This is a genomic window from Stenotrophomonas sp. GD03777, assembly GCF_029842485.1.
Classification (GTDB): domain Bacteria; phylum Pseudomonadota; class Gammaproteobacteria; order Xanthomonadales; family Xanthomonadaceae; genus Stenotrophomonas; species Stenotrophomonas sepilia.
On the sequence record NZ_JAOCGL010000043.1, the window covers coordinates 1 to 18248 of the forward strand.

Annotated in this window: 21 protein-coding genes; 7 read left to right on the forward strand and 14 right to left on the reverse strand. The window is 66.4% G+C overall.

The window, feature by feature from the left end:
- The 9 genes from N5E02_RS11105 to N5E02_RS11145 all read right to left on the reverse strand — a co-directional run.
- On the reverse strand, nucleotides 1-210 hold a 210-nt coding region (locus N5E02_RS11105), incomplete at its 3' end, for a hypothetical protein (protein WP_279946262.1).
- Nucleotides 207-419 carry a hypothetical protein gene (locus N5E02_RS11110; RefSeq protein ID WP_005417525.1) on the reverse strand — a complete coding sequence of 71 codons (213 nt, stop codon included), beginning with the start codon at nucleotides 417-419 and terminating at the stop codon, nucleotides 207-209. The genes N5E02_RS11105 and N5E02_RS11110, both read right to left, overlap by 4 nt.
- A gap of 241 nt (nucleotides 420-660) precedes the next feature.
- Nucleotides 661-2091, reverse strand: coding sequence for a replicative DNA helicase (locus N5E02_RS11115; protein ID WP_005417526.1), 1431 nt, complete (start codon nucleotides 2089-2091; stop codon nucleotides 661-663).
- 247 nt (nucleotides 2092-2338) lie between these two features.
- Nucleotides 2339-2899, reverse strand: a complete 561-nt coding sequence (locus tag N5E02_RS11120; RefSeq protein WP_049410520.1) for an NAD(P)H-dependent oxidoreductase — start codon at nucleotides 2897-2899, stop codon at nucleotides 2339-2341.
- A 66-nt stretch (nucleotides 2900-2965) separates the two neighbouring features.
- A complete protein-coding gene (asnB, locus tag N5E02_RS11125; RefSeq protein WP_061477980.1) occupies nucleotides 2966-4909 on the reverse strand; it encodes an asparagine synthase (glutamine-hydrolyzing) in 1944 nt (647 codons plus the stop codon).
- A 3-nt stretch (nucleotides 4910-4912) separates the two neighbouring features.
- A complete protein-coding gene (locus N5E02_RS11130; RefSeq protein WP_279946263.1) occupies nucleotides 4913-7192 on the reverse strand; it encodes a transketolase C-terminal domain-containing protein in 2280 nt (759 codons plus the stop codon).
- 61 nt (nucleotides 7193-7253) lie between these two features.
- Nucleotides 7254-7910 carry a glutathione S-transferase family protein gene (locus N5E02_RS11135; RefSeq protein ID WP_032954328.1) on the reverse strand — a complete coding sequence of 219 codons (657 nt, stop codon included), beginning with the start codon at nucleotides 7908-7910 and terminating at the stop codon, nucleotides 7254-7256.
- A gap of 175 nt (nucleotides 7911-8085) precedes the next feature.
- Entirely contained in the window at nucleotides 8086-8628 is a 543-nt protein-coding gene (locus tag N5E02_RS11140) for a GNAT family N-acetyltransferase (RefSeq protein ID WP_005417537.1), read from the reverse strand.
- A 126-nt stretch (nucleotides 8629-8754) separates the two neighbouring features.
- Nucleotides 8755-9597 carry a glycine zipper 2TM domain-containing protein gene (locus N5E02_RS11145; protein WP_065178309.1) on the reverse strand — a complete coding sequence of 281 codons (843 nt, stop codon included), beginning with the start codon at nucleotides 9595-9597 and terminating at the stop codon, nucleotides 8755-8757.
- Nucleotides 9598-9760: 163 nt separating this feature from the next.
- Between N5E02_RS11145 and N5E02_RS11150 the strand changes: the two genes are divergently transcribed.
- Both N5E02_RS11150 and N5E02_RS11155 read left to right on the forward strand, forming a co-directional pair.
- Nucleotides 9761-9976 (forward strand): DUF6116 family protein, encoded by a 216-nt coding sequence (locus N5E02_RS11150; RefSeq protein ID WP_005417541.1) that lies wholly within the window; start codon nucleotides 9761-9763, stop codon nucleotides 9974-9976.
- On the forward strand, nucleotides 9973-10746 hold the full coding sequence (locus N5E02_RS11155) for a TatD family hydrolase (RefSeq protein ID WP_138952032.1): 774 nt from the start codon (nucleotides 9973-9975) through the stop codon (nucleotides 10744-10746). Before N5E02_RS11150 ends, N5E02_RS11155 begins: the two co-directional genes overlap by 4 nt.
- A 77-nt stretch (nucleotides 10747-10823) precedes the next feature.
- Here the strand turns inward: N5E02_RS11155 and N5E02_RS11160 are convergent, their stop codons facing one another.
- Nucleotides 10824-11651: a tRNA threonylcarbamoyladenosine dehydratase gene (locus N5E02_RS11160; RefSeq protein ID WP_279946264.1), complete on the reverse strand. Its 828-nt coding sequence runs from the start codon at nucleotides 11649-11651 to the stop codon at nucleotides 10824-10826.
- A gap of 79 nt (nucleotides 11652-11730) precedes the next feature.
- On the opposite strand from N5E02_RS11160, the gene N5E02_RS11165 reads away from it, so the two are divergent.
- On the forward strand, nucleotides 11731-12165 hold the full coding sequence (locus tag N5E02_RS11165; protein WP_005417544.1) for a cytochrome c: 435 nt from the start codon (nucleotides 11731-11733) through the stop codon (nucleotides 12163-12165).
- 136 nt (nucleotides 12166-12301) lie between these two features.
- Nucleotides 12302-12796, forward strand: a complete 495-nt coding sequence (locus N5E02_RS11170) for a glycine zipper 2TM domain-containing protein (RefSeq protein WP_005417545.1) — start codon at nucleotides 12302-12304, stop codon at nucleotides 12794-12796.
- Between the two features lie 73 nt (nucleotides 12797-12869).
- Here the strand turns inward: N5E02_RS11170 and N5E02_RS11175 are convergent, their stop codons facing one another.
- On the reverse strand, nucleotides 12870-13079 hold the full coding sequence (locus tag N5E02_RS11175) for a cold-shock protein (RefSeq protein WP_005417546.1): 210 nt from the start codon (nucleotides 13077-13079) through the stop codon (nucleotides 12870-12872).
- Nucleotides 13080-13314: 235 nt separating this feature from the next.
- Here N5E02_RS11175 and N5E02_RS11180 point away from each other — a divergent pair, with 235 nt between their 5' ends.
- The 3 genes from N5E02_RS11180 to arsC all read left to right on the forward strand — a co-directional run bounded on the left by N5E02_RS11180 (nucleotide 13315) and on the right by arsC (nucleotide 15414).
- Nucleotides 13315-13800 carry a DUF456 domain-containing protein gene (locus tag N5E02_RS11180; RefSeq protein ID WP_005417547.1) on the forward strand — a complete coding sequence of 162 codons (486 nt, stop codon included), beginning with the start codon at nucleotides 13315-13317 and terminating at the stop codon, nucleotides 13798-13800.
- A 118-nt stretch (nucleotides 13801-13918) separates the two neighbouring features.
- Nucleotides 13919-15073, forward strand: a complete 1155-nt coding sequence (locus N5E02_RS11185; RefSeq protein ID WP_005417552.1) for a phospholipase A — start codon at nucleotides 13919-13921, stop codon at nucleotides 15071-15073.
- The gene (gene arsC, locus N5E02_RS11190; RefSeq protein ID WP_279946265.1) at nucleotides 15073-15414 is read left to right on the forward strand and encodes an arsenate reductase (glutaredoxin); all 342 of its coding nucleotides are present in this window, start codon (nucleotides 15073-15075) and stop codon (nucleotides 15412-15414) included. The genes N5E02_RS11185 and arsC overlap by 1 nt, the downstream gene beginning before the upstream one ends.
- Nucleotides 15415-15487: 73 nt before the next feature.
- Here the strand turns inward: arsC and N5E02_RS11195 are convergent, their stop codons facing one another.
- The 3 genes from N5E02_RS11195 to N5E02_RS11205 all read right to left on the reverse strand — a co-directional run bounded on the left by N5E02_RS11195 (nucleotide 15488) and on the right by N5E02_RS11205 (nucleotide 18160).
- Nucleotides 15488-16123 carry a glutathione S-transferase family protein gene (locus N5E02_RS11195; RefSeq protein WP_005417555.1) on the reverse strand — a complete coding sequence of 212 codons (636 nt, stop codon included), beginning with the start codon at nucleotides 16121-16123 and terminating at the stop codon, nucleotides 15488-15490.
- 58 nt (nucleotides 16124-16181) lie between these two features.
- On the reverse strand, nucleotides 16182-16520 hold the full coding sequence (locus N5E02_RS11200; RefSeq protein WP_005417563.1) for a hypothetical protein: 339 nt from the start codon (nucleotides 16518-16520) through the stop codon (nucleotides 16182-16184).
- A 122-nt stretch (nucleotides 16521-16642) separates the two neighbouring features.
- Complete coding sequence (locus tag N5E02_RS11205) at nucleotides 16643-18160, reverse strand: fumarate hydratase (RefSeq protein ID WP_005417564.1); 1518 nt, start codon at nucleotides 18158-18160, stop codon at nucleotides 16643-16645.
- Between the last annotated feature and the right edge of the window lie 88 nt (nucleotides 18161-18248).

An 18248-nucleotide genomic window follows, 5' to 3' on the forward strand; every position in this document is an offset into this window, starting at 1 on the left:
CTGCACCACCGTCTCGCCGACCTTCCATTCCTTCGTGACCCGGCAGCGCTCCCTGTCCCCGGGCCCCGTCGAAGCCTTCGCCCCAGCAGCATTCGCTTCGTCGGCACCGGCTGCCTGCTGGCGCTCCAGCCATACCGAAGGCGGCGCTGGAGGAGCGGCCTGTAGCGGGCCCGCCAACAGGGCCAGACCGACCAGCACCACCGCCCTCATGCGGGCACCGCCCGGCCACCGAGCATGCGCGCCGGCAGCATGAACAGCGCGCGCAGGAAGGCGAACAGCGCCGAGAAGGTGATGCCGACCAGTCGGAACGGCAGGCTCAGCAGCCACACGAACGGCCAGGCGATCAGGGCGAGGATCGCCAGCGGCCAGCACAGTACGAACAGCAGGCACCACACACCGAGCGCGAACAGGGTCTTCATCACGGTCTCCTTGGGACGGCACCCTGCCGCCTGCGGACACCTTGGCGCCCTACCCTGGCGCCGGCAAACAGTTTGCGACGAAACCGGGCTGGCGGCGATGAAACCGGTCCAGCGCAGCGCAACGCCACGCCCACGCGCGGCTGCGCTTCGTGGCGACCGCATGGAACCCGCGCTGACAGCAGCTCCTGCCGGTGCCTTGGCTCGCCCGATGGTGGTTGCCGGCCAGCGGCCGGCATGACCGCTATTCGAACGAACCGACCGAGTCGTGGGCCAGGTTGTCGAAGCGGGTGTACTCACCGAAGAACTTCAGTTTGCACGAGCCGGTCGGGCCACCACGGTGCTTGCCGATGATGATTTCGGCCAGGCCCTTGTCCGGCGAGTTTTCCTTGTTGTAGTAGTCGTCGCGGTAGATGAACACGATCATGTCCGCGTCCTGCTCGATTGCGCCCGATTCGCGAAGGTCGGCCATCACCGGGCGCTTGTCGGTACGCGTTTCCAGCGAGCGGTTGAGCTGCGACAGCGCGATCACCGGCACGTTCAGTTCCTTGGCCAGGCCCTTCAGCGAACGCGAGATTTCCGAGATTTCGGTCGCGCGGTTCTCGCTGTTGCCCGGCACGCTCATCAGCTGCAGGTAATCGATCACCACCAGGCCCAGGTCATGCTCGCGCTTGAGGCGGCGGCACTTGGAACGCAGCACTTCAGGCGACACGCCCGGCGTGTCGTCGATGAAGATCTTGGTTTCCTTCAGCATCTTGATCGCGCTGGTGACGCGGCTCCAGTCCTCGTCCTCCAGCTGGCCTGTACGCAGGCGCTGCGCGTTGATGCGTCCATTGGAGGAAATCAGGCGCATCGCCAGCTGCGACGCCGACATTTCCATCGAGAACACCGCCACGCCCTTCTTCGACTTGATCGCCGCGTACTCGGCGATGTTCAGCGCGAAGGTGGTCTTGCCCATTGCCGGGCGCGCCGCGAGGATGATCAGGTCGGTCGGCTGCAGGCCAGCGGTCATCGCGTCGAAATCGTTGTAACCGGTCGGCAGGCCGGTGATGTTGCCGCCGTTCTCGAAGCGATTGCGCAGCTCCTCGAAGGCATCCTTCAGTGCACCGGGCATGGCCACGAAATCGGTACGGCCACGCGCACCCTGTTCGGCGATTGCAAACACGCTCTTTTCCGCCGAGGCCAGCAGCTCGCTGCTGTCACGCCCCTCCGGCTGGAAACCGTCGTTGACGATGTCGGTGCCGACCTGGATCAGCTGCCGCAGCACCGCCTTGTCGCGCACGATCTCGGCGTAGGCCACGATGTTGGCAGCTGACGGCGTGGTACTGGCCAGTTCGATCAGGTAGGCGCCGTCACCCACCAGTTCCATCTTGCCCTGCGATTCAAACCACTCGCCCAGCGTCACCGCGTCGAACGGCCGTTCGCGCTCGGACAGCTCGCGGATCGCACGATAGATCATCTGGTGATCGCGACGATAGAAGTCGCTTTCGGTCAGCTGGTCGTTGACACGGTCATACGCCTCGGGCGCCAGCATCAGGCCACCCAGCACCGCCTGCTCGGCTTCCACCGAATGGGGCGGTACCCGCAACTGGTCGATGCGCGACTCGTCGCGATCGCGATCGAAGCCATCACCGCGCTCTCTGCGGTTGGAACGGAAGCCGGGACGAGCGGACATGCTGCGGTGTTTCCTGCAAAAGTGGGCCAGACGAGTGTAGGCATGTGCCGACCCCGGCAGCCATGGACAAGCCTGTGGATAAGCCGTGGGAAAACGGGGGATATCCGCCGGTACCTGGCCAGACTGGCGTGAAAGCGTCGCACTGCCTGCGACGGGCGCCGTTGCGGCGCCCGAGCGGGACATTATCGCAGATCAACGCCCCGGGGTCGGATCCCCTGCGACGCAGGGGACTCTGACCCCGCAGGCGTCAATCGCCCTTGACGTGCACTGCGATCAACGCCAGGAACCGGTCCACGTAGCCCTGCAGGAACTTCTGCGTGCCTTCGTTGTGGATCGTGCCATCGGCATCGATCAGGCCGTCCTTGAAGTGGATGAATGCCTCGGGCTGGCCCAGCACATGCATGTCCAGGAAGGCCAGGCTGTTGCGCAGGTGCTGCTGGGCCACGGCGGTACCGATCTGGCCGATGGAGGCGCCGATCACCGCCGCCGGCTTGCCGGCAAACGCACTGTCACCGTACGGGCGCGATCCGATATCGATGGCGTTCTTGAGCACGCCGGGCACCGACCGGTTGTACTCGGGTGTCACGAACAGCACCGCGTCGGCGGCGCGCACCTGATCCTTCAGCCGGGTGCCCTGCGGCGGATAATCAGCGTCGAAATCCTGGTCGTACAACGGCAGATCGCCGATCTGCACGTACTGGAAGCGCGCGCGATCACCGGCGAGCTTCTCCAGCGCATGGGCCAGCTTGCGGTTGCAGGAATCCTTGCGCAGGCTGCCAACGAACACGGCGATGGTGGGGACGGACATCGGGACATACTCCTCACGGTGCGGGAGGCCCAGCCTAGTCGCCAGGCCCGTGCCATCCGGTGAAGATCAGCCGCCGGTCACGCCGGTCCGCGCCTGCCGCCAATGCGCCTGCCAGGCCTGGAACATCAGCACGTTCCACAAGTGGGTATGCCACTTGCGCTGCCCCCCCAGGAACTGCTGCCACAGCGGCTGCACCGCCGCCGCCGACAGCACGCCCTCACGCTCCAGCCGCGCCGGCTGCAGCAGGTCCTCTGCCCAGGGTCGCAGGTCGCCCTTCAACCAGTCACTGACCGGTGCGCCAAAACCGCGCTTGGGACGGTGCACCATTGAATGCGGCACGTAACGGCCCAGCACGCGCTTGAGCAGCACCTTGCTGGTCGTCTCACTGCGCTTGAAGCCCAGCGGCAGCGACCAGGCGAACTCGGCCACGCGCCAGTCCAGCAATGGCGCGCGCGCCTCCAGGCTGACCGCCATCGAGGTCCGGTCGACCTTGCACAACAGGTCATCGGGCAGGTAGGTCACGAAATCGGCCAGCATCATCGCGTCAGCCGGTGTCCCCGCGCCGTGCAGCGGATCGGCCAGGTCGTAGAAGCTGCCGGCCGCCTGCGCACCGGGTACCGCCGCGGCAGGGTCGCGCCAGCGCGAGATGCGGTTGCGGTAGACGTCGCCGATGCCACGTGCGCCTGTCTCGGCCAGCAGCGCCGCCAGGCCACCGGTCCGCGAGGCCTCGCCCTGCTGCTGCGAGCGTGCGCCCATCCAGCGCCGCAGCGGCCCCGGCACGCGTCCGAGCATCTGCCAGTTGCGCAGCGCGCGTACATAGCGGGTGTAGCCGAAGAACAGCTCATCGCCACCGTCGCCGGACAGCGCGACGGTCACGCCCTGCCGTGCCAGCCGTGCCACCAGCGCGGTCGGCACCTGCGACGCATCGGCAAAAGGTTCATCGAACATCGCCGGCAACTGCGGCACCACCGCCAGCGCGTCGGCGCCACTGACGTACAACTCGGTGTGATCACAGCCGAGATGAGCCGCCAGCTCCCTGGCCAGCGGAGCTTCGTCATGTCCCGAGTCGGTGAAGCCGATGCTGAAACTATGCACCGGCTGCCCGCTCTGCGCCTGCATCAGCGCTGCCACCAGCGATGAGTCCGTGCCGCCGGACAGGAACACGCCGACCGGCACGTCGGCCACCATGCGCAGCGCCACCGCATCGCGCAGCAGCGTATCCAGCTGTTCCTCGGCCTCCTCGATGCGGCCCTGGAACGGGGCGGCCAACGCCGCCTGCATGCGTGCGCGCGCATCCCAGTACGGGCGCTGCGCCTGCTCCGGGCGGTGTGCCGCGGCGCCTGCGGCCACAGCCGCTGCATCCAGCCGCAGCACCCGGCCCGGCATCAGCTTGTAGCAGCGCTGGTGGATGCTGTGCGGCGCCGGGATGTAATCCAGCCGCAGCAGCAAGGTGAGCGCATCGCGGTCGATGTCGTTGTCGAACGCCGGATGTTGCCAGAGCGCCTTCAGTTCCGAACCGAACACCAGCGTGTCGCCGGCCCAGCCGTAGTACAGCGGCTTCTTGCCGACGCGGTCGCGGGCCAGCCACAGGCAACGATCCTGACGGTCCCACAGCGCGATGGCGAACATGCCGTTGCAGCGCTGCAGGGTGTCTTCGACGCCCCACTGCAGGATTGCCGCCAGCAGTACTTCGGTGTCGGAATGGCCGCGGAAGGTGTGCCCCAGCGGCTCCAGCTGTTCACGCAGGGCCGCGAAATTGTAGACCTCGCCGTTGTAGGCCATCACGTAGCGGCCGTCCGCCGAGGCCATCGGCTGGTGGCCCAGTGGGGACAGGTCGAGGATGCTCAGGCGTCGATGCGCCAGCGCGATGCCCGCCTCGGCATCGACCCAGCTGCCGCCATCATCCGGCCCGCGATGGTGCAGCGCCTGGCCCATGGCCAGCGCCTGCGCCTGCAGCGCCTCGGCCGACGCCAACGGCGCCGGCAACAACATTCCCGCCAATCCACACATGCATCAGGGTTCCTGCGCCAGGTCGAGGGCGGCGCCAATCACCGCATTGTCGCTTGGAAGCCCGAACATTGCTGCCCCTGCCAGTGGCGTGTAGGTGTCGGCGCCACAGACGCGGCGCAGCGGCAGGTGACCAAAGCCGGCCTCGACCAGTGCCGTGACCACGCCCTCACCCACTCCGCCGCTGTGGCGGCCTTCGTCCAGCACCAGCACCCGCCGCGCGCTCGCGGCCTGGGCCGCGATGAAGCCGGCATCCAACGGTACCAGCCAGCGCAGGTCGACCACCCGCACCTGCCAGCCCAGCTGCTGCTCGATCGCCCGCGCCGCGCGCAACCCCATCGGCACGCCATTGCCATAGGTGTAGATCACCAGGTCTCCGGCCTCTGGTGCATACACCCGGCCCTCGCCCGGCACCAGCGCCTGGCTCTGTGCCGGGTAGTCGAACAGCCACTGGCCATCCCCTGCTTCGTGCAGGTCCTTGCTCATGTACAGCGCGATCGGCTCCAGGAACACCGCCACGCGCCCATCCACCCGCGCCAATGCGGCCAGCGTGCGCAGCATCATCACCGCATCGTCACCGCGCGAGGGGCAGCCGACCACCAGCCCGGGGATGTCGCGCAACGCGGTGATCGAGTTGTCGTTGTGGAAGTGCCCGCCGAAACCCTTCTGATAGCCCAGCCCGGCCACCCGCACCAGCATCGGGTTGCGGTACTGGTCGTTGGAGAAGAACTGCAGCGAACAGGCTTCACCACGCAGCTGGTCGATGGCGTTGTGCAGGTAGGCCAGGTACTGGATCTCCGGAATCGGCAGCATGCCCAGGTTGGCCAGGCCCTGCGCCATGCCCAGGATCATGGTTTCATCCAGCAGCGTGTTGAACACCCGGCGTGGACCGAAGCGGCGCAGCAGATCCTTGGTGACGGTGTAGACACCGCCCTTCTGAGCCACGTCCTCGCCGAACAGCAGGCTCTGCGGATACTTCGCAAGCAGCTCCAGCAGGCCGTGGTTGATCTGGATCGCGAGATGCCGTGGCGCCTGTCGTTCCGGCAAGGCCTCGGTACCGCCATAGAGTGCCTCGCGCGCTTCGTCGGCGACCTCGCGCCGGGCTTCGGCCTGCACCGCTGCGGGCGTATAGGGTGCCAATGGCGCCATGACCTCCTGCAGCGACTGCAGCTTCGCACGGCCTTCGGCATCGGCAGCGGCGGCCATGCAGCGCGCGCGCATCGTCTCGTAGGCCACTTCGATGGCGGCTGCATCCATCCAGCCCGATTCCAGCGCGATCTGCGCCGAGCGCAACAGCGGATCCTGTGCCTCGGCCGCGCACAATTCCGGCAATGCACGCCATTCCACCTCGAAGTCGGTGCCGGCGTGGCCCATCAGGCGCGTGGTGCGCAGATGCAGGAAGGTCGGTCGCCGCGTCCGCCGGCAGTGGTCCACTGCGGCCTGCACCTGGGCGTGCCCAGTGGCCAGGTCGAGGCCATCGGCAAAGAAATAGTCCAGCCCTGGCTGGTGGCTGAAGCGCTCGGCAATCCAGCCGTCCGGCGTCTTCACCGAGATGCCCAGCCCGTTGTCCTCGCAGACGAACAGGATTGGCGCCGGCAGTCTCTGGTAGGCCGCCCACATCCCGGTGTTGAATGCGGTCTGCGCAGTGGCATGGTTGGCCGAGGCGTCGCCGAACGAGCACAGCACGATGCTGTCGGCCGGAATGGGAAGCGCATGGCCCAGCCGCTTGCCACTCTCGATGGCCAGCGCGGTGCCCAGCGCTTTCGGCAGGTGCGAAGCGATCGTCGAGGTCTGCGGCAATACCCACAATGGCTTGCTGCCCCACACCTTGTGCCGGCCGCCACTGGCCGGGTCATCGGCGCTGGCCGCGAATGAAAGCGCCGCATCGCGCAACGGGTCGATGCCCGGCACCTGGCGCGAGCGCTCGACCATGAAGGCGCCGGAGCGATAGTGCAGGAATGCGGGGTCGGTATGCCGGCAGGCCCGCGCCAGCAGCGCGTTGCCTTCATGGCCGGACGACCCGATGGTATAGAAGACCTTGTTCTGCACGCGCAATACGCGCGCCATCAGGTCCAGCTGGCGGCTGGCCAGCTGGGAATCGAACAGCTCACCGAAGGCCGCAGCGCTGAGCGAGCTGCCCGGCAGGATCGGCGCGTCCGGTGCAGGACGTGCGCGCGGTGTGCCTCGCCAGCCACGCACCGCGTCGAGGAAATTGGCGTCGCACACTTCGGCGCGGTTGAGCACGCGCATGCGCGCAGGAATCGGATCTGGGACCACAGCAAACATCGAACACCCTCCGTGTCGTTGTTGCATTCCACCCGGCAACGCCGGGCGCTACCCTGTGGGATCAGGCAGCCTCGAAACGCGCGCGCACCTCGGCGGTCACCGCTGGCATCGCCACGAAGCGCGGCTGCGCGCGCACGCGCTGCAGCCAGGCGCGCACTTCCGGGAAGGGCGCCAGGCTGATGCCGCCCTCGCCTGCGACGTCGGTATAGGCGAACAGCGCAATGTCGGCGATACCGTATGCGCTGCCGGTGAACCACTGCGCTTCGCGCAGGTGCTGCTCCATCACCGCCAGCGCGGTGGCGGCGCGCTCGTGCAGGCGTGGCAGTTCAGCACGGCGCGGTGAATCGGGCGGTGTCCAGCCGCGGATGAAGCGCGCTACCGCCACGCATGGCTCGTGCGTGTACTGCTCGAAGAACATCCAGCTCAATGCCTGCGCGCGTTCCCAACCGTCGGTAGGCAGGTAGGGCGTCCCTTCGGCCAACCAGAACAGGATCGCATTGGATTCAGTCAACACGCGGCCATCGTCGCGGACGATCAACGGCACCTTGGCGTTGGGATTGAGCGCAAGGAACTCGGCGGTGTGGGTCTGGCCATGGGCACTGTCCACTTCCACCCAGCGGTAGCGGCTGCCGAGCTGCTCCAGCAGCAGGCGGACCTTGTGGCAATTGCCGGACACCGACATGCCATGCACCGTCAACGGGACGCGCTCTTCCACCATTGCCTGCTTCCTCGGATCCGGCCGGCGGCCAGCTGCACTCAGTCTGGCAAGCCCGCCGGTGAATGCCAAGCGCGGATGCAGCATGGCAACACGGTAACGCTGGCCGCTGGCCGGCAATCGCACGAATCCTGCCACATCGAGGTTGCCGGCCAGCGGCCGGCACTACCGGCAACGCTCAGCGCACGCGCTGCCGCCACTGTTCTCGCGACTGGCCCCAGATCTGCATCGGCTTGTCGTTGTACGGCGGCGGCAGCTCTCCCATGCGCAGCAGCGTGCTGCCCAGCTTGCGCGCGACCGCCCTCGAGTTGTCGTTGTTCTCGGCGATGGTGTGGATCACCTCGTCCCAGCCCAGCGTGTCAAATGCCCAGTCGATGGCAGCAACCGCCGCTTCCGGTGCATAGCCCCGGCCCCAGCTGGCATGCCGAATACCCCAACCGACCTCGGTTCCAGGCCAGTCCTGCGGCTGCCACGGTCCCATCCGGCCGATCCAGTCACCGCTGGATTTCTCGATCACGCTGAACATCGAGAAGCCGAACAGCTGCCAGGCGCCGGCCAGGCTGCAGAAGCCGCGCCATGCCACCGAGGGCGGTTGAACACCCCCCAGGGTGCGCATCGTTTCCTCGTCGGCACAGAATGCCAGGTACGGTTCGTAGTCCTCGCGCAGCAGCGGGCGCAGGATCAGCCGCTCGGTTTCCAGGCGCAGGTCGAAGATGCTCATGCCGACTCCTTGTCGAAGGGGGGCATCCATCATGGTCGATTCCCTTTCCCCACGGATCAATGCCCGTGCGCACAACGAAACGGGCCGGCATGAGCCGGCCCGTCGGGTGCAGCAGGGTGTTCTGGATTACTGGCGCGTGGCCGCAGTGGCGCCGGCAGCAGCGGTCTGCGTGACCAGCTGGCCATCGACCACCGGCAGGCGATCGCTGGCCGGCTTGTTGTCCATGCGCACGGTCTTCTCGGCGCCATCATAGCGATAGGTCACGTTGTAGCCCTTCACCACATCATTGGTACCCATGGCGATGCGGCTGCCCGGCTTGCTGGCCATGCGCATGGTGCCGGTGGTGCCGTCTTCGTTGCGATAGGTCACGTTGTAACCGGTGACGCGGCTCGACTCGGACGTTGCGGTTTCGGTGTGGCACTGGCGCTCGGTACGATTGACCACGCGGCCGCCCACATGGCGCTTGTCGATCTGGTTGCCGATGAAGCCACCGGCCACCGCACCGGCTGCGGTCGCGGCCTTCTTGCCGTTGCCGCCACCGACCTGGTTGCCGAGCAGGCCACCCACCACCGCGCCGACCACGGTACCGCCGACGTTGCCATCACGCTCCGGCAGGCGTTCCTGCACCGTCACGTCCTGGCAGACCTCGTGCGGAGTCTGGGTGGTGGAGGTCTCGCGCACCGGATCGGTGCCGATCACGGTGGCATAGGCCTTCTGCTTCTCGGTGATCGGGTCGACCTTCAGCACATCGGCATATTCCAGCCCGCGCGGCGCGGACGGGTCAAGCTTGTCACCACGTACGCCATCGTCGGTGGCGTTGCCATCGACCAGGCGCGACTCGCCATTGGGGGTTGCGGCGCTGATGGAGTCGGGCGAGCGGTCGCCACTCTTCATGAAGGCGGCGGTGGCGATGCCACCAACCAGCAGCGCGCCCGCTGCGACCAGGACAGTTGTAGTTGTGCTTTTCATGACCTGCTCCTTGCGGACCATCCGCAACGTTCTCGGGACAGATTGCAGCACGCGCTGCCTGAACGGAATCTCCACATTTCCTGCTCATTGCTGTAACCCATTCAGCATCGGGAAATGCAGGGCCCGTGGTAGCGTTTGCATATTCCCCACGAGGATCCCCGCCATGGCCAACCCGATGCTGCTGCCAGTACTGCAATGGGCGCGCCGGCTGCGCTACCCCACCCTGTTCAAGCTCACCGCCGGCCTGTTCGTGCTGACGCTGTTCATCCCGGACCCGATCCCGTTCATCGATGAGCTGGTGCTGGGCTTCGGCACGCTGCTGCTGGCGAACTGGAAGAGCCGCAACGCCACCACGCCACCGCCGCTGGAACAGCGTTGAGCGTGCTGGTCGACAGCCACTGTCATCTCGACGCGAGCGCGTTCGACCCTGACCGTGCCGCGGTGATCGAGCGGGCGCAGGCCGTGGGTGTGCGCCAACAGGTGGTGCCAGCGGTCACCGCTGCCAGCTGGCCGAAACTGCGCGAGGTCTGCCAGCAGGCGCCCGGGCTGTACCCGGCCTTCGGCCTGCACCCGATGTTCCTGGCCGATCACCAGCCTGGGCACCTGCCACTGCTGCGCGAGTGGATCGAGCGCGAACGCCCCTGCGCGATCGGCGAATGCGGCCTCGACTTCTTCGTCGAAGGACTGGATGCCGAGGCTCAACAGGCGTATTTCATCGGCCAGCTGGAACTGGCCCGAGAATTCGATCTGCCGGTGATCGTGCACGCGCGACGCGCGGTGGATGCGGTGATCGCCGCGATCCGTCGCGTCGGCGGCCTGCGCGGCGTGGTGCACAGTTTTTCCGGCAGCCCCGAACAGGCCGCGCAACTGCACAGGCACGGCTTCCTGCTGGGCCTTGGCGGTCCGCTGACCTACGAGCGGGCGCAGCGCCTGCAACGGCTGGTACGCGGGATGCCGCTGGAGCAGCTGCTGCTGGAAACCGACGCGCCCGACCAGCCCGACGCAGGGGTCCGCGGCCAGCGCAACGAACCGGCACGGCTGGCAACCATTGCCCGGCACGTGGCCGCGCTGCGCGGAATGGAGCTGGAGGCCCTGGCACAGGCCACGACAGAGAATGCACGGCGGCTGTTCGCGCTGCCGGCAATGTGACGGCGGGGGCCCGACCTTGGCCGGCACGCTGTAACGACGGCGACGAACCCGATGCCGGCCAGCGGCCGGCACCACCGTCACGCGTCGGCGTAAGCCTCGGCCACCTCGGTTTTCGCCTTCTTCGGCTCCAGCAGCATCTCAAGCGCCTTGCCCACCGCCGCAAAGGCGAACGCGCCGGTGATGTGGGTCGCCGCGCCCAGACCGGCGCCGCAGTCCAGCTTCAACGCCGCATCGGCACCCAGGTTCGGACGAATGCCACAGACGCTGCCATCGGCCTGCGGGTACTTCACATTCTCCAGCGAATACACCGCCGGCACGCCGAAATAGCGCTTGGCGTTCTTCGGGAAGTTGAACTCGCTGCGCAGCTTCTTGCGGATCAGCGCCAGCATGGCGTCATGCTCGGTGCGCGAGACATCGCGGATACGTACCAGGGTCGGGTCGGTGCGGCCACCGGCAGCGCCGATGGTCAGCAGCGACAGCTTGCGGCGGCGGCACCAGGCGATCGTCTCGACCTTGACCCGGAAGCTGTCGCAGGCATCGATCACCAGATCGAACCCGCGGTCCAGCAGCTCAGCCATGTTGGACATCGTCAGGAATGCCTGCACGGCATCGACGTCGATCCCCGGATTGATCGCACGGCAGCGCTCGGCCATCGCCTCGGCCTTGTTGCGCCCGTAATTGCCTTCCATCGCCGGCAGCTGCCGGTTGGTGTTGGACACGCAGATGTCGTCGGCATCGATCAGGGTCAGATGACCGACCGCCGAACGGGCCAGCGCCTCCACCACCCACGAGCCGACGCCGCCCATGCCGACCACCGCCACGCGGCTGCCCTGCAGGCGCTCGAGCGCACCCACGCCATACAGCCGTTCGATGCCGGCAAAGCGTTGTTTGACCTGTTCGTTCATCGGGCTATTTTAACGTGCAGGTGCCAGCCCCCAAAGCACGCCGGCGTCGAACCCACCGTTGCACGCCCGGAGAGCCCGCATGAACGCCAGCCCGCCCCGCCGCCTGTCCCCTGCCCATCGCTACCTGTTCGTACTGTGCCTGGGCCTGCTGATCGGCCTGGTCGCCACGGTGATGGTAGGCCGCGCCCTGCAGGCGCGTCGCGACCCGTTCCCGGACAGCCTGATGCAGGTGATGCAGCGGCAGTCGCAGCTGCTGCAGCGGGCCCAGCAGCAGAACCGCTGCAGCCTGGCCGACAGCGTGCCGCGGCTGCAGGCGCTACGCCTGTTGTCCAATGACCTGGACCTGGCGTTTCCCGGGCTGAAGGACAGCACGCAGTTCCAGCAGCACGCCAGCCGACTTCGCGGCAACCTCAACACGGCGCTGGCTGCACCGCCAGGCGACTGCAGGGCCTTGGCCCAGCTCGTGGAAACGCTGCAGGCCGATTGCCGGGCCTGCCACCAGGATTTCCGCTGAGGCGCGTTCATCCTGCAGCCGGGCATCGGGTGCGTGGTTGGCGCGTTGTTCACGTTCGAAGGGAGAGGATTCGTCCACCCTGCTGCATGACGCAGTACCACCCAACATACCCGCCTTCACGGCCAGGAGACGCCCCATGAAGATCCAGCTCATCGCCGCCAGCGCCATTGCTACCCTCGCGCTGGCCGGTTGTGCCACCTCGCCCGGTTACAGTGGCGGTGGTTACAACAACGGCTACAACAACGGCGGCTACGGCAACAACGGCGGCTACAACCAGGGCCGCTGCGCGGACTGTGGCATCGTCACCCGCATCAATACCGTGCCCTCGGGCCGCACCGCGCCCAGCGCGACCGGCGCGATCCTCGGCGGCATCGTTGGCGCCGTGGCCGGCCATGAAATCTCCGACCACACCGGTGGCAGCCGTGGCAACAAGAACATTGCCGCCGCTGCAGGCGCAGTCGGTGGCGCCCTGGCCGGCAACCAGATCCAGAAGAACGTGACCAGCGATACCTACGACATCAGCGTGCGCATGGATGATGGCCGCACCATCGTGGTCAATCAGCGTGACCTGGGTGGCATCCGTGAGAACACCTATGTGCGCGTGGTCAACGGCAAGGTCATCCTGCGCTGACCTGCAGCGGGCCAAAGGCAAAGAAAAAGGCCCGCTTGCGCGGGCCTTTTTTCATGCCGACGGACGGCAGGTGTTACATCGGCTGGACCTTGTCAGCCTGCAGGCCCTTCTGGCCCTGCACGACTTCAAAGCTCACACTCTGGCCTTCCTTGAGGCTCTTGAAGCCCTGGGTCTCGATGGCGCGGAAGTGCACGAACACGTCCTCGCCATTCTGCCGGCTGATGAAGCCGAAGCCCTTCGCATCATTGAACCACTTTACGGTACCGGTCTCGCGATCAGCCATCTCACTAACTCCCTTTGACTCTCTCTTGTTGTTGGAAACGCCTGGTGGGCGGCTGACAAGCAAGGGGGAAGCGAGGTGCATCGATGCAGCGGATCGGGAAGATCTTGCTTCATCAGGCCACGATCCACGGTGACCTTGCCAAGCTCAGCGACTGCAACTTAACCCGGCCAAAACGAAAAAGCAACTGGCAAAATCTTTCACTGTCAACCCCAAAACGGACTCCATACGGGACAGCATGGGACTCTCATTCATCTTGTATCTGCTAGCGGTCATTTTTGTCCTGATAGGCATCGCCGGCATCATCCTGCCGGCCCTCCCGGGCATCCCGCTGGTGTTCATCGGACTGCTGCTGGCCGCCTGGGCCGACGGCTTTGCCCACGTCGGCTGGCCTACCCTGGTCGCGCTTGGGGTACTGACCCTGCTTTCGCTGCTGGTGGACGTGCTGGCCACGGTGGTCGGCGCGCAGCGTGTCGGTGCCAGCCGCAAGGCGCTGTGGGGAACCTTCGTCGGCAGCATCGTCGGCCTGTTCTTCATGCCCATCGGCCTGTTCGCCGGACCGCTGGTCGGTGCCCTGCTCGGCGAGTACTGGCACACCCGCGAACTCGGCCGCTCGACCAGGGTCGGTCTGGCCACCTGGCTCGGCATCCTGCTTGGCCTGGCACTGAAACTGGCGGTTGTGATCGCGATGCTGGGCCTGTTCGCGTTCGCCTGGTTCTTCTGAGCCACCGGGCCTTCACGCCACGCGCACGCTGTGACCGTGCATAAACCGTGGGGCTGGCCGCGATCCGGCACAGCCGCCACACTGTGTGATTCCCGAATTCATCGAAGGGCCTGCTGCAATGACCCTCCCCACGCTGTCTCCCCGTCTGGCGCCGCTGGCGCTTGCCCTGGCCAGTGCACCGCTGGCTGCGCAGGAGTTCGCGCCTACCGCCGATACCTCACCGGCCGCCTGCGCGGCAATTACCACCGACGCGGCCCGGCTGGCCTGCTATGACCGCCTGTTCGGGCATACCCCGGAGGCTACCGCCGCCGCTGATGCTGCCGCCGAAGCGGCTGCACAGGCCCGCCGCGAAGAACGGCAGACCGCGCGCGTGAGCCAGGGCGAGGAAAAGCTGCGCGAGCGGGTGAGCGACCTGTTCCGCCCGGCGACGCCGGACAGCGCGCTGGCCAACGCCGGCCGCGGTTCGCTGCTGGACAGCCGCTGGGAACTGGCCGAGGACTCCAAGCTGGGGCCGTTCCAACTGCGCGCCTACAAGCCGGTGTACCTGCTGCCCGCCTTCTGGACCAGCGATCGCAACACCATGCCGCACTCGCCGAACCCGGCCAACAGCGTAACCACCCCGCAGGTACTCGACAGTGCCGAGCTGAAGTTCCAGATCAGCTTCAAGACCAAGATCGTCGAGAACCTGTTCGGCGACAACGGCGACATCTGGGCCGGCTACACCCAGAGTTCGCGCTGGCAGGCCTACAACAGCGAGGATTCGCGCCCGTTCCGCGAAACCAATTACGAGCCGGAAGTGATGATGGTGTTCCGCAACGGCTACTCGATCGGTGGCTGGCGCGGGCGCATGACCGGCATCGCGCTGAACCACCAGTCCAATGGCCGCGCCGACCCGCTGTCACGCAGCTGGAACCGGGTCATGCTCAACATCGGCCTGGACCGCGAGAACTGGGCGCTGGTGCTGCGTCCCTGGTACCGCATTCCGGAAAGCCGCAGCGAAGACAACAATCCGGACATCGAGGATTACATGGGCCGCGGCGACGCCACCCTGACCTGGAACCGCAATGGGCATGAGGTCTCGCTGATGGCGCGCCATTCACTGCGCACCGGAAGCCGTTCGCACGGTGCGCTGCAGCTGGACTACGGCTTCCCGATCAGCAACCTGCTGCGTGGCCATGTGCAGGTCTTCGACGGCTACGGCGAAAGCCTGATCGACTACAACCACAAGGCCACCTACGTGGGTGTGGGCGTGTCTCTGCTGGAGTGGTTCTGATGGACGTGACGATCTGGCACAACCCGGCCTGCAGCAACTCGCGCGGCGCACTGAAACTGATCCGCGATGCGGGCTTCGAGCCGGTGGTGATCGACTACCTGGGCAACCCGCCGGACGCAGCCACGCTGCGCCAGGTACTGACCGAATCCCGGCTGCACGCACAGGAACTGGTACGCAGCAAGGAGGCGCTGTTCGCCGAACTGGGCCTGGACGGCGCCGACGACGCCACGCTGCTGGCGGCGATGAGCGAACATCCCCGCTTGATCAATCGCCCCGTGGTGCGCACGACCAAGGGCACGCGGCTGTGCCGCCCACCGGAAACAGTGCTGGAGATCCTGTAACCCGGAAAAGGGGACGGAGGGAATTAAGTCGTTTGTGCACAAACGACTTAATTCCCTCCGTCCCCTTTTTTGGTTACCGCCAGTCGGTGATGCCTTCGCGGCGGTAGACCTCGGCGAACGCCGGACGCGCCTTCATCGAGGTGGCATGCGCCTTGAGCACCGGCCAGGTGTCACTGGGCCTGGGCATGTTGCGCGACCAGCGCATCAGCATCACCAGCATGTAGTCGACCACGCAGGGCGTGGCGCCCAGCAGGTACGGGCCGTGCGCCTGCAGGTGAGCGGCAACGTGCTGCCAAGCCGCTTCGAGCCGCTGACGCGCCCTCTCGCGGCTGGCCTCGACGTTCGCCTGGCCGGCCATTTCATGCGGATAGAACCAGGCCCGATAGGCCGGCTGCAGCGTATTGGCACACCAGAACATCCAGCGGTAGGCATCGCCACGCTGCGGCGTGCCCGGTACCGGGAGCAGGCCGGCCTCCGGGTGGCGATCGGCCAGGTACAGGGCGATGGCCGCCGCTTCGGTCAGTACCAGGCCATCGATCAACAGTGTCGGCACCACACCGGCCGGATTGAGCGCCAGGTACTGCGCCGACTTGTGCTCGCGCGCGTCGAAATCCAGCAGCACCAGTTCATGCTCGATGCCGAGCTCGATCAGCAGCCAGTGCACGACCAGCGCGGCAGTACTGGTCGAACCATACAGCGTGGTGCTCATGCGGAAGATCCTGTGCAGGGGGATCAGCCGATTATGCGCCCACGCGCGCGATCGTTGCTCAGCCGCAGCTGCTCATGCAGGAATCCCGGCGCTCGCCACAGGACATCATCGGCGCGCGCATCGCGCAGTCGTGCGTCTTCAGTTCGCAGGCACGGCGCAGGTCCGGATTGTCCACGTCCTTGCAGCGTTTGTCCGGCGCCGGCACCACCTGCTGCTCGCAGTTGCTCTGGCGGCTGCCGAGGGAGTCATTCTGCGCCATGCAGCTGCGATAGCCGGCCTGGCACTGCACGCGGCATTGCGCGGATGCTGGGAAATCCGCGCCTTCGTATGACGCCGGGGTGCTGCAACCGGCCAGGGCCAGCAGCACGCCTACCACGATGAACCGATGCAGGGCCATGGACACGTCCTGTGCGAGGGTGTACCGACCGTAGCAGAACAGAGGCTACAGGCGCGTTAATCCTTCTGCCCACACAACAACGGCGCCACAGGGGCGCCGTTGTCTGCTCCGGGATGGAGGGCTTACTCCACAACCACCGGAATCTTGCCGATGCGGGCCTGCCATTCGCGCGGGCCGGTCTTGTGCACCGATTCGCCGGTGGAATCCACCGCCACGGTCACCGGCATGTCCTGCACGGTGAACTCGTAGATCGCCTCCATGCCCAGGTCGGCGAAACCGACCACCTTGGCGGCTTTGATGGCCTTGGACACCAGGTAGGCCGAACCACCAACGGCCATCAGGTAGGCCGACTTGTGCTTCCTGATCGCCTCGATGGCGGCCGGGCCGCGCTCGGCCTTGCCGACCATGCCCAGCAGACCGGTCTGCGCCAGCACCTGCTCGGTGAACTTGTCCATGCGGGTCGCCGTGGTCGGGCCGGCCGGGCCCACCACTTCGTCGCGCACCGGATCGACCGGGCCGACGTAATAGATGAAGCGGCCCTTCAGGTCGACCGGCAGTTCCTCGCCCTTGTTGAGCATGTCGACCATGCGCTTGTGCGCGGCATCGCGACCCGTCAGCAGCTTGCCGTTGAGCAGCAGGGTCTGGCCCGGCTTCCAGCTGGCCACGTCTTCCGGGGTGATCGTGTCCAGGTCCACGCGGGTGCCCTTGGACGCGTCATAGGTCAGTTTCGGCCAGTCTTCCAGCGACGGCGGGTCCAGCATCACCGGGCCACTGCCATCCAGGGTGAAGTGCGCATGGCGGGTGGCGGCGCAGTTCGGGATCATCGCCACCGGCAGGTTGGCCGCATGGGTCGGATAGTCGTTGATCTTGATGTCCAGCACAGTGGTCAGGCCGCCCAGGCCCTGCGCACCGATGCCCAATGCATTGACCTTCTCATACAGCTCCAGGCGCAGCTCCTCGATGCGGTTGGAGGCACCACGGGCCTGCAGCTCGGTGATGTCGATCGGTTCCATCAGCGCCTCCTTGGCCAGCAGCATCGCCTTCTCGGCGGTGCCACCGATGCCGATGCCGAGCATGCCCGGCGGGCACCAGCCGGCGCCCATGGTCGGCACGGTCTTCAGCACCCAGTCGACGATGGAGTCGGACGGGTTGAGCATGGCGAACTTGGTCTTCGCTTCCGAACCACCGCCCTTGGCGGCAACGATGACGTCGACCTTGTTGCCCGGCACCACCTTGACGTTGACCACACCCGGGGTGTTGTCCTTGGTATTGATCCGCTTGCCGGCCGGATCAGCCAGCACCGAGGCGCGCAGCTTGTTGTCCGGATGCATGTAGGCGCGGCGAACGCCTTCATTGGCCATGTCTTCCACGCCCATGGTGGCGTCATCCCAACGCACGTCCATGCCGATTTCCAGGAACACGGTGACGATGCCGGTGTCCTGGCAGATCGGACGGTGGCCTTCGGCGCACATCCGCGAATTGATCAGGATCTGGGCCATCGCTTCCTTCGCGGCCGGCGACTCCTCGCGCTCGTACGCGGCGGCGAGGTTCTTGATGTAGTCGACCGGGTGGTAGTACGAGATGTACTGCAGCGCGTCGGCGATGGACTGGATGAGGTCTTCCTGCTTGATCGATGTCACGGCTTGCTCGCTTGCTCGAGGCTGGCGGGGGTAATCCGCCCATTTTACCCCCTCCCCCGGCCCCGGGGTGGTCGTGCTGGCCGCTGGC